General features: G+C 51.9%; 13 protein-coding genes. 9 read left to right on the plus strand and 4 right to left on the minus strand.

Going from position 1 to position 14632, the window contains the following annotated elements; all coding sequences use genetic code 11:
• Positions 1-93: 93 nt before the first annotated feature.
• The 3 genes from eptA to pmrB are packed head-to-tail and all read left to right on the plus strand — an operon-like array spanning position 94 to position 3487.
• Complete coding sequence (gene eptA / locus HV261_RS00370; RefSeq protein ID WP_202037128.1) at positions 94-1731, plus strand: phosphoethanolamine transferase EptA; 1638 nt, start codon at positions 94-96, stop codon at positions 1729-1731.
• A gap of 4 nt (positions 1732-1735) precedes the next feature.
• Entirely contained in the window at positions 1736-2404 is a 669-nt protein-coding gene (pmrA, locus tag HV261_RS00375) for a two-component system response regulator PmrA (RefSeq protein ID WP_048213870.1), read from the plus strand.
• Positions 2405-3487, plus strand: coding sequence for a two-component system sensor histidine kinase PmrB (gene pmrB, locus HV261_RS00380; RefSeq protein ID WP_326929120.1), 1083 nt, complete (start codon positions 2405-2407; stop codon positions 3485-3487).
• Here pmrB and pmrR read toward each other — a convergent pair.
• Together pmrR and proP are read right to left on the minus strand one after the other, a co-directional pair.
• On the minus strand, positions 3481-3570 hold the full coding sequence (gene pmrR, locus HV261_RS27890) for an LpxT activity modulator PmrR (RefSeq protein ID WP_202037129.1): 90 nt from the start codon (positions 3568-3570) through the stop codon (positions 3481-3483). The two genes, pmrB and pmrR, sit on opposite strands and share 7 nt — an antisense overlap.
• 259 nt (positions 3571-3829) lie before the next feature.
• Positions 3830-5332: a glycine betaine/L-proline transporter ProP gene (gene proP, locus HV261_RS00390; RefSeq protein WP_202037130.1), complete on the minus strand. Its 1503-nt coding sequence runs from the start codon at positions 5330-5332 to the stop codon at positions 3830-3832.
• Positions 5333-6031: 699 nt separating this feature from the next.
• Here proP and kdgT point away from each other — a divergent pair.
• Positions 6032-7030: a 2-keto-3-deoxygluconate transporter gene (gene kdgT, locus HV261_RS00395; RefSeq protein ID WP_003826735.1), complete on the plus strand. Its 999-nt coding sequence runs from the start codon at positions 6032-6034 to the stop codon at positions 7028-7030.
• Positions 7031-7060: 30 nt separating this feature from the next.
• On the opposite strand, the gene HV261_RS00400 is transcribed toward kdgT, so the two are convergent.
• Complete coding sequence (locus HV261_RS00400; RefSeq protein ID WP_202037131.1) at positions 7061-7954, minus strand: diguanylate cyclase regulator RdcB family protein; 894 nt, start codon at positions 7952-7954, stop codon at positions 7061-7063.
• Positions 7951-10308: a clamp-binding protein CrfC gene (crfC, locus tag HV261_RS00405; RefSeq protein WP_202037132.1), complete on the minus strand. Its 2358-nt coding sequence runs from the start codon at positions 10306-10308 to the stop codon at positions 7951-7953. Before crfC ends, HV261_RS00400 begins: the two co-directional genes overlap by 4 nt.
• A gap of 542 nt (positions 10309-10850) precedes the next feature.
• Between crfC and HV261_RS00410 the strand changes: the two genes are divergently transcribed.
• From HV261_RS00410 to phnE, 5 genes are all read left to right on the plus strand, one after another.
• Complete coding sequence (locus HV261_RS00410) at positions 10851-11186, plus strand: zinc ribbon domain-containing protein YjdM (protein ID WP_003031835.1); 336 nt, start codon at positions 10851-10853, stop codon at positions 11184-11186.
• Positions 11187-11325: 139 nt separating this feature from the next.
• Positions 11326-11775, plus strand: coding sequence for a VOC family metalloprotein YjdN (gene yjdN / locus HV261_RS00415; protein WP_202037133.1), 450 nt, complete (start codon positions 11326-11328; stop codon positions 11773-11775).
• A 132-nt stretch (positions 11776-11907) separates the two neighbouring features.
• Positions 11908-12696 (plus strand): phosphonate ABC transporter ATP-binding protein, encoded by a 789-nt coding sequence (phnC, locus tag HV261_RS00420; RefSeq protein WP_202037134.1) that lies wholly within the window; start codon positions 11908-11910, stop codon positions 12694-12696.
• A gap of 23 nt (positions 12697-12719) precedes the next feature.
• Entirely contained in the window at positions 12720-13736 is a 1017-nt protein-coding gene (phnD, locus tag HV261_RS00425; RefSeq protein WP_202037135.1) for a phosphonate ABC transporter substrate-binding protein, read from the plus strand.
• A gap of 104 nt (positions 13737-13840) precedes the next feature.
• Positions 13841-14620, plus strand: coding sequence for a phosphonate ABC transporter, permease protein PhnE (phnE, locus tag HV261_RS00430; protein WP_202037136.1), 780 nt, complete (start codon positions 13841-13843; stop codon positions 14618-14620).
• The last annotated feature ends 12 nt before the right edge of the window (positions 14621-14632 follow it).

Consider the following 14632-nt stretch of genomic DNA (forward strand, 5'->3'; position numbering starts at 1 on the left):
CACCCCACCAGTACCTGCTAACATTAAGAACTTAATGTTGGCTTAATTTTACTTTGAGAGGATCCGCTCCACTTAGTCGATGGAACCCCCTTAATGTTAAAGCTCCTGTTTAAAAGACCGACTCTCGGGCAAATCAGCTGGCTATTGCTGATCTCATTTTATCTTGCGACCTTCCTGAACATCGCGTTCTACAAACAGGTACTGCAGGACCTTCCGCTGGATTCCCTGCGCAACATCCTGGTGTTCTTATCGATGCCGGTTGTCGCATTCAGCGTTATGAATATCGTGCTCACGCTGGCCTCTTTCCTGTGGCTTAACCGCCTGGTCGCGTGCATTTTCATTTTGGTTGGGGCGTCCGCCCAGTATTTCATCATGACCTACGGCATCATCATCGACCGCTCGATGATCGCCAACATGATGGATACCACACCGGCTGAAACCTTCGCCCTCATGACGCCGCAAATGCTCCTGACGCTGGGACTGAGCGGCATTCTGGCCGCCATCGTTGCCTGCTGGATAAGAATCAAACCCATTACGCCTGCGCTGCGCAGCGTGTTGTATCGCGCTGCGAATATCCTGATATCGGCACTGCTTATCGTGCTGGTCGCCGCCTTCTTCTATAAAGATTACGCGTCGCTGTTTCGGAATAACAAAGAGCTGGTTAAGTCCCTCAGCCCGTCCAACAGCATCGTGGCAACGTCATCCTGGTATTCACACCAGAGGCTGGCCAACCTGCCGCTGGTGCGTATTGGCGAAGATGCGCATCGCAATCCAGAAATGGTGAAAGGAAAACGTAAGAACCTCACTATTGTGGTGCTCGGTGAAACGTCACGCGGCGACAACTTCTCTCTGTCAGGTTATTCACGTCAGACCAATCCGTTGCTGGAAAAAGATGATGTCGTTTATTTCCCACGGACAACGTCCTGCGGTACGGCGACAGCCGTTTCCGTACCCTGCATGTTCTCCAACATGCCACGAGCGCACTACGATGAAGAGCTGGCTCACCACCAGGAAGGCGTACTCGATATCATCCAACGGGCGGGAATTAACGTTCTGTGGAATGATAACGACGGCGGCTGTAAAGGTGCCTGTGACCGCGTACCGCATCAGGATATGACTGCGCTGAACTTACCAGGACAGTGTATTAACGGTGAATGTTACGATGAAGTCCTGTTCCACGGGCTGGAAGAGTACATTAATAACCTGAAGGGCGACGGCGTGATCGTGCTGCACACCATCGGCAGCCATGGCCCAACCTATTACAACCGTTATCCGCCACAGTTTAAGAAATTTACCCCAACCTGCGATACCAACGAAATTCAAACCTGTTCGCAGCAGCAACTGGTGAATACCTACGATAATACCATCCTGTACATTGACTATATTGTTGATAAAGCGATCAATATACTGAAAGCGCATCAGGACAATTTCACCACCAGCCTGGTTTATCTTTCCGATCACGGTGAATCCTTAGGAGAAAACGGCGTCTACTTGCACGGTCTGCCGTATTCGATTGCACCAGACACACAAAAACATGTGCCGATGCTGTTGTGGCTTTCAGAGGACTATCAGCAACGCTACCAGGTTTCTCAAACATGTTTGCAGAAACGGGCCAGCTCAGAAGATTTCTCACAGGATAATCTGTTCTCAACCCTGCTGGGATTAACGGGCGTACAAACCAAGTATTACCAGTCAGCAGATGATATTCTGCACCCATGCAAGGGAGGCTAACCGAATGAAAATTCTGATTGTTGAAGACGATACGCTGTTACTACAGGGGCTGATACTTGCCGCACAAACGGAAGGCTACGCCTGCGATGGCGTGTCAACGGCCCGTGCCGCCGAGCATTGCCTGGAAACGGGGCACTACAGTCTTGTCGTTCTGGATTTAGGTTTACCGGATGAGGATGGCCTGCATTTTCTGACCCGTATCAGGCAGAAAAAATATACTGTTCCGGTGCTGATCCTGACCGCCCGCGACACCGTGAAAGACCGCATCACCGGGCTGGATGTCGGCGCGGATGACTATCTGGTCAAACCGTTCGCGCTGGAAGAACTGCATGCCCGCATTCGGGCGCTGTTACGTCGGCACAACAATCAGGGTGAAAGTGAGATTATCATTGGCAACCTGACATTGAATATCGGCCGCCGCCAGGTGTGGATGGATGGACAAGAAATTGTCTTAACGCCCAAAGAGTACGCGCTATTGTCGCGGCTGATGCTCAAAGCGGGGAGCCCGGTACACCGGGAAATTCTGTATAACGACATCTACAGCTGGGATAACGAGCCGTCGACCAATACGCTGGAAGTCCACATCCACAACCTGCGCGATAAAGTGGGAAAATCACGCATTCGCACGGTTCGAGGTTTTGGCTACATGCTGGCCGCTACTGAGGAAAGCTAAGTGAATTTGATGCGTTTTCTAAAACAACCGCTCCCGCTTCGCCAGCGTTTAATGCTGACGATCGGTCTGATTCTGCTGGTCTTCCAGCTGATTAGCACCTTCTGGTTGTGGCACGAAAGCACCGAGCAAATACAGCTGTTCGAACAGGCGTTACGCGAAAACCGTAACAACGATCGCCATATCATGCATGAGATCCGGGAAGCTATCGCCAGCCTGATCGTCCCCGGCATTTTTATGGTCAGCCTGACGCTCATTATTTGCTATCAGGCCGTGCGGCGCATTACCCGTCCTCTTGCCGATCTCCAACAGGAGTTAGAAACTCGCACAGCGGATAATCTGGCTCCCATTAATATCCGTAGCTCCACCCTTGAGATACAGGCGGTAGTGACGGCGCTCAATCATCTGGTCACGCGGCTGACAACCACTATCGACAACGAGCGTCTGTTTACTGCTGATGTTGCCCACGAGCTACGAACGCCACTATCCGGCGTTCGTCTGCATCTGGAATTGCTCTCAAAAACCCACAATGTTGACGTTACGCCGCTCATCACCCGTCTTGACCAAATGATGGACAGCGTATCGCAGTTGTTGCAACTCGCCCGTGTGGGTCAGTCGTTTTCGGCCGGGAATTACCAGCATGTCAAACTGCTGGAGGACGTCATACTGCCCTCCTACGATGAGCTCAGCACCATGCTGGACCAGCGGCAACAAACGTTGCTCCTACCGGCAAGCGCAGAGGATGTTATCGTACGCGGCGACGCCACGCTATTGCGGATGCTGTTGCGAAATCTGGTAGAAAACGCCCACCGTTACAGCCCGGAAGGTACCAACATTACGATTAACCTTAACGCGGAACAAAATGCAATCCTGGCCGTTGAGGATGAAGGGCTAGGCATTGATGAAAGTAAATGCGGGGAGTTAAGCAAAGCGTTTGTACGCATGGACAGCCGTTTCGGCGGCATTGGGCTGGGATTGAGTATTGTCAGTCGAATTACCCAACTTCATCGCGGGCAGTTCTTTTTACAAAACCGCCCAGGAGCCAGTGGTACTCGCGCCTGGGTGGTGCTGGAGAAAGATCAGTAAGAGCTCACCCACACGTACAAAAAGCTGCTCATAATCAGTACGCTGCATACGGTGGTCAAACTTTCATAAATACTGGTTTTCATGACACTTTCCTCCGATAATCTGGAGGAGAGTTTGCCTTACGGAGATTAAGCCAACCTTAAGGCCACGCGCCGGATGGCGGCTGGCGCCTTATCCGGCCTACAAAGTACAATGCTACCCGCAGGCCTGATAAACGTAGTGCCAGCAATGACACGATTACTCTGGCTATGCGCCGGATGGCGGCCGACGCCTTATCCGGCCTACAAAGTACAATGCTACCCGTAGGCCTGATAAACGTAGTGCCATCAGGCAATGACACGATTACTCATCAATACGCGGATGCTGCTGGACCAGGCGCGAACGTTTAACCTGTAGATCAGCAATTTCCTGATCGATGTCTTCGATTTTCTGCTCAATGTTATTGTAGTGCTCGCCGAGAATTTCTTTCGCTTCCTGAATATCCGAAGCCGCAGGCGTAGCCCCTTTCAGCGGCTGATTGGCGGTCTCTTTCATGGTCACGCCGGTAATTAAACCAATCACCGCAATCACCATCAGATAGTAAGCAGGCATCATCAGATTCTGCGAACTTTCCACCAGCCAGGCGGCTAACGTCGGCGTCAGACCGGCGATCAATACCGAGATATTAAACGCGGCGGCCAGCGCACTGTAGCGAATATGCGTCGGGAACATCGCCGGTAACGTTGACGCCATCACCCCGGTAAAACAGTTGAGGATCACCGCCAGCATCAGCAATCCGGCGAAAATCAGGCCGATGACGTTACTGTTAATCAGAATAAATGCCGGAATCGCCAGCACAAACAGCGCAATACTGCCCATGATCACAAACGGACGACGCCCGAAGCGGTCGCTGAGCAAGCCCATAATTGGCTGCACAAACAGCATACCAATCATGATGGCGATAATAATCAGCACGCCGTGGTCTTCAGAGTAATGCAGGTTATGCGACAGATAACTCGGCATATAGGTGAGCAGCATGTAGTAGGTGACGTTGGTGGCAATCACCAGACCAACACATGCCAGCAGGCTACGCCAGTGTTGAGTCGCAATTTCTTTAAACGAAATCTTCGGTCCTTCCTGCAGACCCTGACGATCGCCCTGCTCCAGCTTGTCGACATGCTGCTGAAACGCAGGTGTTTCTTCCAGGGCATGACGTAGATACAGACCAATCAGCCCTAACGGTAGTGCCAGGAAGAACGGAATACGCCAGCCCCATTCAAGGAAGTTGTCTTCACCGACGACGGTCGAGATCAAGACGACTACACCGGCACCCAGCACAAACCCGGCAATAGAGCCGAAGTCCAGCCAACTGCCCATAAATCCACGCTTACGGTCCGGAGAATACTCTGCGACAAAAATCGACGCGCCGGTATACTCCCCACCAACCGAAAAGCCCTGTGCCATCTTACACAGCAACAGCAGGATCGGTGCCCAGATACCAATAGACGCATACGAAGGGATTAACCCAATACAGAAGGTACTGATCGACATAATCACAATCGTGATAGCCAGGATCTTTTGGCGACCGTATTTATCGCCGAGCATACCGAAGAACAATCCGCCAAGCGGTCGAATCAGAAAGGGAACGGAGAAGGTAGCGAGTGCAGCAACCATCTGCACGCTGGGGTCAGCCCCCGGGAAGAACACTTTACCTAATGCGTAAGCAACAAACCCATAAACACCAAAATCAAACCACTCCATTGCATTACCGAGTGACGCGGCGGTAATGGCTTTTCGCAGTTTTCCGTCATCAATAATGGTGACGTCGCGAAGCGTAATTGGTTTTATTTTTTTCCTTTTTAGCATACTCGTCCTCATAGACTTAGCCCTGTCACGCTCCAGTTCGAGTCCCCTAACGCCCATGCGTCAGGGTCATCACCGAGCGGGGAATGCACAGGCGCATTCCCTGTAACAAGCGTAGCAGGTTTACTTACACTGACGAGAAACGCACAGTACAACCGAACCTGTTGACGCCTGATTGGGCGGTTAATGACCTCTTTACCCTAACAGCGTTTAAATTTGTGATCAACTTCACATATAGTTTTTCATTTCGTCAACATGCGTAAATTAGGTCATTCTTAGTCAGCTTTTTTACATGTAATGCTTGCGATTTACTGACAATTAAATACAAGAATAAATCGCTTTATTGCACCAACAATCACAGCGGTCACTATTATTCTGCTAGCAAAAAAACCACCTAATCCCTTCACAAAAAGATCACAGCTTTTTTAATAATCAGAGCGGCCGGGAACTTTTGCTCGGAATATGTGATGAAGATAACTAAAACATCGTTTTATTTTGATTGAATCAATGTTCCCATGAATGCAAACTAATTCCAGACGCAATATCCCTGGGAGCAGCAACACGCTCAACGTATGCCGCGTTAGATTTTATAAAACAAAGAGATAGCGATTTTCTTTGTCAAGAAATACCAGTAACCATTTGAATTTATTAATTTTTACCCTCTTGCGCGAGTTTTAGCAGCGACAAGACATGAGGACGTTTATGAAAATTAAAGCCACGATTGAACGCATCCCCGGCGGAATGATGTTGATTCCTCTGTTATTAGGCGCAGTGTTAAATACGTTAGCTCCGGATACCGGTGCGTATTTCGGTTCGTTTACCAAAGGAATGATCAGCGGAACGGTACCGATTCTGGCAGTGTGGTTTTTTTGTATCGGCGCATCTATTGATTTGCGGGCAACCGGTACGGTATTACGCAAGTCCGGTACGCTGGTAATAACCAAAATAGCCGTGGCGTGGGTAGTGGCAATGATTGCTGCTTCATTTATTCCTGATACCGGTATTCAAACCGGATTCTTTGCAGGCCTCTCAGTTTTGGCAATTGTCTCCGCAATGGACATGACCAACGGTGGTTTGTACGCCAGCCTGATGAACCAGTACGGCACCAAAGAAGAGTCCGGCGCATTTGTGTTGATGTCTCTGGAATCCGGTCCGTTAATGACCATGGTGATCCTCGGCTCTGCGGGTCTGGCCTCCTTCGAGCCACACCATTTCATCGGCGCGGTATTACCGTTCCTGATTGGCTTTACGTTGGGCAACCTGGATCACGACCTGCGTTCTTTCTTCAGCAAAGCCACACCGGTGTTGATCCCGTTCTTCGGCTTCGCTCTGGGTAACACCATTAACCTGAGCGTCATCGTTGATACCGGTCTGCTGGGTATCCTGCTGGGTGTGGCCGTCATCGTTATCACCGGTATCCCGCTGATTATTGCTGACCGCGTCATTGGTGGCGGGAACGGTACGGCAGGCGTCGCAGCCTCTTCAGCAGCAGGTGCTGCGGTAGCAAACCCGGTGATTATCGCCCAGATTAACCCGGCGTTCGAACCGGTTGCCGCATCCGCTACGGCGCTGGTTGCCGCCAGCGTAATTGTCACCGCCATTCTGGTGCCGATTATCACCGCGCTGTACGCCAAACGTTTTAATAAAAACCTGGTCGCCAACGAAGCGGTGGCCACCCCGGCAGACTCTCTGCACCACTAAACCTGCCTTTATCCTACTCACCAGCCCTGCTCAATTGACGAGCAGGGACGGTGCAAAAATCTCCTCAACCATCGCATCAACCAGTCGCTTTGCCGAACACAGTCTCGGCATCCCCAACGCCACATTCTGCCAACGCTGCGTCACCGACCAGCTCACCGGATGGCGCTGTGCATCGCACCAGTCCCCCAGCCAACTCAGCAGATCGTTATGTTCGCTCGAACCCCCAACTGCAGGTGAACTCAGCCATTGATGATAATAATGGCGCGTAGTAGGTGCCGCATTCACGCCGTGTGCCAGCGTCTGGGCAGCCATCGTGCGTAAATTGTCTTTTAGCATCGACACAACATCGGCATTCGCCAGCCGACAGGCATCACCAAAGGCGCCCCAGCGCAGTTCCTCCAGCGCAACAAAGCAGCGTCCGGGTAATGACCAGCCGTCATACGCGCCAGCCCGCCAGCGAGTAAAAATCTGTTCACTGTGTTCGCCTGCCTGCACGGTCAGCCCACGTTGCGTCAGCGCTTTTTCTTTATATGCGCTACGTTGGGCAAACCCGTCAGCCAGTGAAATTAATTGCTGCATCACGCCGGGAGTTGATTGTCCGCGTGGTTGTTCAGTTTGTTGTAAAAATACCAGTCGCTCGGCAATACGTACCAGCGCCAGGTGGCCAGGATCGATAGTACCCGCCAGCTTTTCCACCAGCTTAAGGCGCATCACCAGGTGTTCGCTGGAAACCCCCGCCATCACCCACGCCCGCAGCTGCGTCTGGGATAACACTTCCTGCGTCAGACGCGCACGCAACCGCTGCTGCTGCTGCAGAAAACCGCCGGAACGTTTGGTTTCATCTCCCTGAACAAGATCGACCATAAACTTCGGGTAGACGCACTCCAGCGTCCGCCCTGGGCCTTCCAGTAACACGTTAGTCATGTATGCTCGGTTGCAAAAAGGGTGTGGATATCGTCACGCAGCAAGCGGGAATCTTCATAAATCCATGCCGCCGTCGTAATACGATGCTGCAATTGTTCATTCATTGCGTTCACCGCCGATTCATTTTGCTGGCGCAGGGTCAGACTCTCGCGCAGGCTCGCCTGCAATTGCGTCAGACACAGTGAAAAATCAGCAAAAAACGTGGCCATGCCTGCCGTAACGGAAATATCGACCTGAGCAACTAAAGCTTTACGAATTTGTTGGCAAAACTGAGTGACATAATGGACAAGGTTCTTGTGCAACGCGCCCATATCAATGAGGTAACGCGTTTTTGTTTCGACGTAATCATTCCATCCCCAGTTTGGCTGATTCAACCAACGTGAGAACGTGTCACGCACAACACCGCCGGTGGAGGGGGCATTATCCGCAGGGATATCCTGTTCAATAGCCTCGTTAAACAACTGACGCGTATTGAAATTAAACATCGACGCATGAAAGGCTGGAAAACGGATCCGCGCCCGAAATCCGGCATGGTTCAGATCCTCTTTCACCCGTTGTTCAATAGGCCGCATAGCATCATTCAGCGCCCGGGATAACGTCGATTCAAGCGCCTCAAAACGCAGCGCCAGGTCCCGACTGATACTCTCCTGCGCCGCCAGCAGGACCACCTCACAGGAGGAGCGAATTTTATCTAAAACAATTTTCGCTTGTCCCTCGTCATGCAACACCAGCATATCACCGGCCATTTCCGCCGCCGCAATGGCAGCGCCCATGCCATGTTGTGACATCATCAACACGTTTTCTTTAACAAAGAACGTATTAATACCGCACAGAATCTCGGTCTGCTGCTGGTTGAGATAGCCGGCAGCAGCCTCCAGCGCCAGCTCAACCTCGTGACTGACCTCGTCGCCCACCCGCGCCTGGCTTCTCTGCAACTGTTGCATGTCATCTTCAATATGCGCGATGTTCATCTGCAACTGCTCATAGGCGACGGTTAAGCCGTGGGCGCGAAACTCCAGATATTCGTGTGCGCTTTGCGAATAGTTCAATAGCTTGTGCGATGCCGAGCGCAGCGCATACAGTGAGGCATTGGCATAGGCTGCATGGATCACTTTCTGAATCGGTTGTTCAAACAGTGAGTCTTCCCAAAGCAGATCGGCGGCATGGCGAATATGTTCTTTATCCTCAAGATCGGTGGAACGCCAGCGCCTGCCGAGTGCCGCTTCGGCAAAGTCCTGGACCCAGCGCTGCTCCTGATGATCCGGCAAGCGCCCATTATTCGCGAGTTCATGACGTGCCCTGTTGGCCAGATATCCCCACATTGAGGAGACCGGATAAATACGTTCAGGCGTAATACCGCCTTGCATCAACGTGCCGGAAATTAACGCCCGCACCTGCTCTTCATCATCGCTGTTGCGGTCTTTCTGATCGAATTTGTTAACCAGCGCATACAGCGGTACTGACTTTCCAACCGCCATAATGGCCTGACGGACTTCCTCATCCGAAATCGACTTCAGTTGGGTATAATCCATCACCGCCAGTACCGCTGAAGCCCGGGCCAGCTGTTCATTGAGCATCTGTTGTAAGTGTGGTTGCCCGGCCTCATTCGGCCCGGGAGTATCCAGCAGCGTCAATTGTCCAGGATAACTTGCCAGCCCGGCCAGATGCACGAACTCAACCTCAATAACCGGAATATGCTCAATTGCAGCATAGGCGGCAAACGGAAACTCCACCTCCAGCGCTTTAGACAAACGCACCAGATCGTTCAGGCTCTTGAGAAAATGGAAAATTGGTTGTGCGCCAAGATAATACCGTTCAAATGCCACGCCATTTTCAATATGTTGAAGCAGGGCATTCATATCCTTATCTATTTCCAGCGTCTGAGCCAGACGCTGACGGTCGCATTCCCGCACGCGCTGCTGTAATACTTTCATTAAGGCGTCAATTGGCGCGACATGCGAAAAATGTAGCACCGGCTCTTTCTGTCCCGGTGTATGGCGGATAAGGGTCGGTAACGCCGTCATCGGGCGATTACGATTAGGTAAAACCTCGGTTCCGACAATCGCGTTAATCGTCGTCGACTTTCCCGCCTTCATCGTACCGACGATCGCCAGAACCATTTCCAGACGGGTAATCTTTCGCAGTTCATTGTTGAGCGTTGCCTGCTGGACATCCATGCCACGCGCGCTGAAATGCAGGGGCTGAACAACCTGTCCGCTATGCTCTCCTTTTTTCAACATGACATCATTCGCCGAGGTCATTGGCAATTTCTGCAATTGCCTGAGATGTTCAAGAGAGAGCATCAGTAAGCGTTCAGCTTCCTGACTTAATTCATAAATTGTCTGTGTGTACATGGAAAATCTTTCCTTAACGCAAATAGCATTGCTTTTATTTAGCCAAATCGTTTTATTTATAGATCTTCGGCTTTTATAATTACGTGTGGAAATAATTAAAATTAAAACAACCAGCTGATATTATTAAAATAAAATTTATCGTATGACTGCTGGCCTGATGCCTCTCACTTACTATATTAAGTAAGAAAGATAAACAGAGTAGTTCAGTTTTAAAAAATGCCAGCTTAATTCCCCTACCAAAATTAAGGGGGTCACAAAGTATTCACTCACAATGACTTAGCTATCCTGTAAGCCATGTTACCTATGAATATCGGGTGTTTCGCCTCACCTTATCTTAAATAACTAAACGTAGCAATTTCCCTTAAAAAATATTCCTTCTGGTTTTCATAGACGTGAAAGCAACCTGACGCCGCAACAGATAGTTGTGCATAATTGGCCTGTAGCCCCGACAAAAGCAGGGATTTTATGTATAATTGCGGCCTTTTTCGGCAATCTGCCAATTTTGGGCGCTTTTGCCCCTGCTGACTTTTGAGGAAATCCACATGTCATTACCACACTGCCCACAATGCAACTCCGAATACACTTACGAAGATAACGGCATGTTCATCTGCCCGGAATGCGCTCACGAATGGAACGACGCTGAACCCGCTCAGGACAGCGACGAACTGATCGTTAAAGATGCTAACGGCAACCTGCTCGCCGATGGCGACAGCGTCACCGTAGTAAAAGATCTGAAGGTAAAAGGTAGCTCTTCCATGCTGAAGATCGGTACCAAAGTGAAGAATATCCGCCTGGTTGAAGGCGACCACAACATCGATTGCAAAATTGATGGCTTTGGCCCAATGAAGCTGAAATCTGAGTTTGTGAAAAAGAACTGATTTCACTTGCCTGATGGCGCTGCGCTAATCAGGCCTGTACCAGCTCATTTGTCAGGCGGGAAACCCATACTTCCCGCCTGGTTTATTTGTGCAGACGATAACTACACTTAACTGGCTGCTTTTACCTGAGGTAAAAATTATGCCGTTAAGTCCCTATATCTCCTTTGCAGGCAACTGCGCTGACGCTATCGCCTACTATCAAAAAACGTTAGGCGCTGAGCTACTCTACAAAATCAACTTCGGTGAAATGCCCAAATCCGCGCAGGACAGCGAAGAAGGTTGCCCTTCCGCAATGAAATTCCCCGATACCGCCATTGCTCATGCCAACCTACGCGTGGCGGGCAGCGACATCATGATGAGCGATAGCGCCCCCGACGGAAATGCTCACTACTCTGGCTTTACGCTGGTACTCGACACGCAAAATGTCGATGAAGGGAAGCGCTGGTTTGATAACCTGGCCGCACATGGACAAATCGAAATGGACTGGCAGGAGACCTTCTGGGCACATGGTTTCGGTAAAGTGACCGACCAGTACGGCGTGCCGTGGATGATCAACGTCGTCAAGCAACAGCAACCCCCTACCGAGTGATGTAACGGGAGGCTCGTCCTCCCGGACTGTCATCAAATATCGCTCAACTCTTCATCTCCAAGTAACTTTCCTTTAACGAAATCGTCACATTAATCCGCCACGATGGGGCCACTTTTTTAGGGAGGCCGCATCATGCAAACGGTTATTCGCGTCGAGAAACTCTCCAAATCCTTCAATCAACATCAGGCGCTTAATGCGGTTGATCTGAATATCTGTGCCGGTGAGATGGTGGCTCTGCTTGGGCCATCTGGCTCCGGCAAATCCACCCTTTTACGTCATCTAAGCGGTTTGATTACGGGTGATAAATCACCGGGCAGTCACGTCGAGCTATTAGGCCGTACCGTTCAACGTGAAGGCCGACTGGCACGCGACATCCGCAAAAGCCGTGCCCACACCGGCTACATCTTCCAGCAGTTCAATCTGGTGAACCGGCTGAGCGTACTGGAGAACGTGCTGATTGGCGCGCTCGGCAGCACGCCATTCTGGCGCACCTGTTTTAGCTGGTTTACGCCAGAGCAGAAGCAACACGCATTACAGGCGCTGACCCGCGTGGGTATGGCGCACTTTGCTTATCAGCGCGTTTCCACGCTCTCCGGCGGGCAACAACAGCGCGTCGCGATCGCCCGTGCATTGATGCAACAGGCAAAAGTGATCCTCGCCGATGAGCCGATTGCCTCGCTGGACCCGGAATCGGCGCGCATCGTGATGGACACCCTGCGCGACATTAACCAGACCGACGGTATTACCGTGGTCGTCACGCTGCATCAGGTGGATTACGCCCTGCGCTACTGCGAACGCATTGTCGCGCTGCGTCAGGGGAACGTCTTCTTTGATGGCAGCAGTCAGCACTTCGATAACGATCGTTTTGATCATCTCTACCGCAGCATGAACCGCGTCGAACAGAACGCGCAGGCTGCCTGACATCCCCACAATGAGGAATGGAAATGAGCTATAAGACAGTTGCCGCGCTGGCTTTCACCAGCATGTTTAGTCTCAGCACACTGCTCACCCCGGCCCATGCCGAAGAGCAAGAAAAAGCGCTGAACTTTGGCATTATTTCGACTGAATCACAGCAAAACCTGAAGCCGCAGTGGGAACCGTTCCTGAAAGATATGGAAAAATCACTGGGCGTAAAAGTAAACGCCTTCTTTGCGCCGGACTACGCCGGGATCATCCAGGGAATGCGCTTTAACAAAGTCGATATCGCCTGGTACGGCAACCTCTCAGCAATGGAAGCGGTGGATCGCGCCAACGGACAGGTCTTTGCCCAGACCGTCGCTGCCGATGGCTCTCCAGGGTACTGGAGCGTGTTGATCGTTAACAAGGACAGCCCGATCAACAACCTGAACGATCTGATCGCCAAACGTAAGGATCTGACCTTCGGCAACGGCGATCCTAACTCCACTTCAGGCTACCTCGTCCCCGGTTACTACGTCTTCGCCAAAAACAACATCTCCGCCAGCGACTTCAAACGCACCGTTAACGCCGGACACGAAACCAATGCCCTGGCCGTCGCCAACAAACAGGTGGATGTGGCTACCAACAACACCGAAAACCTCGACAAGCTGAAAACTTCCGCGCCGGACAAGCTGAAAGAGCTGAAGGTTATCTGGAAGTCACCGCTGATCCCAGGCGATCCGATTGTCTGGCGTAAGAACCTCTCTGAAGCCACCAAGGACAAGGTGTACGACTTCTTCATGAACTACGGCAAAACGCCGGAGCAGAAAACCGTCCTGGAACGCCTGGGCTGGGCGCCGTTCCGCGCCTCCAGCGATCTGCAACTGGTCCCGATTCGCCAACTCGCGCTGTTTAAAGAGATGCAGGGCGTGAAAGACAACAAAGGCCTGAATGCAGAAGAAAAAACCAGCAAAACCTCGGCGCTGAAAGCACAGCTTGATGATCTCGACCGTCTGACCGCCGCGCTGGGCGCCATGACCAGCGTCACCAAAGCGGTGCAGTAACCCTGATGCCCGGTGGCGCTTCGCTTACCGGGCCTACAGGACATCGTAGGCCGGATAAGGCGCAAGCGCCGCCAGCCGGCAATAACCGACGCACGGAGCTAAACATGCAAACCATCACCGTCGCCCCGCCCAAGCGTAGCTGGTTCTCGCTGCTGAGCTGGGCCATTCTTCTCGCCGTGCTGGTGGTCTCGTGGAAAGGTGCCGAAATGGCCCCGCTCACGCTGATCCAGGATTCCGGCAATATGGCAACCTTCGCCGCCGACTTCTTCCCGCCGGACTTCAGCCAGTGGCAGGACTATCTCGGCGAAATGGCCATCACCCTACAAATCGCCGTCTGGGGTACCGCCCTCGCCGTGGTGCTATCGATTCCGTTCGGTTTGATGTGCGCCGATAACCTCGTGCCGTGGTGGATTTACCAGCCGATGCGTCGCCTGATGGATGCCTGTCGCGCCATCAACGAAATGGTCTTCGCCATGCTGTTTGTGGTCGCCGTTGGATTGGGTCCGTTCGCCGGGGTGATGGCGCTGTTTATCCACACCACCGGGGTGCTCTCCAAGCTGCTTTCCGAAGCGGTAGAAGCCATTGAGCCAGGTCCGGTAGAAGGCATTCGCGCCACCGGAGCCAACAAGATTGAAGAGATTCTGTACGGCGTTCTGCCACAGGTCATGCCGCTGCTTATCTCCTACTCGCTGTATCGCTTTGAGTCCAACGTTCGTTCGGCCACGGTGGTCGGGATGGTGGGAGCCGGTGGTATCGGCGTGACCTTATGGGAGGCGATTCGCGGCTTCCAGTTCCAGCAAACCTGCGCCCTGATGGTGTTAATCATCGTCACCGTCAGTCTGCTGGATTTCCTCTCCCAGCGTTTGCGTAAGCACTTTATCTGATTAGCGAGGCAT

The sequence above is a fragment of the Citrobacter sp. RHBSTW-00671 genome (assembly GCF_014103415.1).
GTDB lineage: Bacteria > Pseudomonadota > Gammaproteobacteria > Enterobacterales > Enterobacteriaceae > Citrobacter.

Bases quoted from the DNA above. Each gene is read 5' to 3' on its own strand.
- phnD (WP_202037135.1), top strand. From the start codon at position 12,720: ATGAGCTATAAGACAGTTGCCGCGCTGGCTTTCACCAGCATGTTTAGT.
- pmrR (WP_202037129.1), bottom strand. From the start codon at position 3,570: ATGAAAACCAGTATTTATGAAAGTTTGACCACCGTATGCAGCGTACTG.
- eptA (WP_202037128.1), top strand. From the start codon at position 94: ATGTTAAAGCTCCTGTTTAAAAGACCGACTCTCGGGCAAATCAGCTGG.
- phnE (WP_202037136.1), top strand. From the start codon at position 13,841: ATGCAAACCATCACCGTCGCCCCGCCCAAGCGTAGCTGGTTCTCGCTG.
- phnC (WP_202037134.1), top strand. From the start codon at position 11,908: ATGCAAACGGTTATTCGCGTCGAGAAACTCTCCAAATCCTTCAATCAA.
- proP (WP_202037130.1), bottom strand. From the start codon at position 5,332: ATGCTAAAAAGGAAAAAAATAAAACCAATTACGCTTCGCGACGTCACC.
- kdgT (WP_003826735.1), top strand. From the start codon at position 6,032: ATGAAAATTAAAGCCACGATTGAACGCATCCCCGGCGGAATGATGTTG.
- yjdN (WP_202037133.1), top strand. From the start codon at position 11,326: ATGCCGTTAAGTCCCTATATCTCCTTTGCAGGCAACTGCGCTGACGCT.
- HV261_RS00400 (WP_202037131.1), bottom strand. From the start codon at position 7,954: ATGACTAACGTGTTACTGGAAGGCCCAGGGCGGACGCTGGAGTGCGTC.
- HV261_RS00410 (WP_003031835.1), top strand. From the start codon at position 10,851: ATGTCATTACCACACTGCCCACAATGCAACTCCGAATACACTTACGAA.
- pmrA (WP_048213870.1), top strand. From the start codon at position 1,736: ATGAAAATTCTGATTGTTGAAGACGATACGCTGTTACTACAGGGGCTG.
- crfC (WP_202037132.1), bottom strand. From the start codon at position 10,308: ATGTACACACAGACAATTTATGAATTAAGTCAGGAAGCTGAACGCTTA.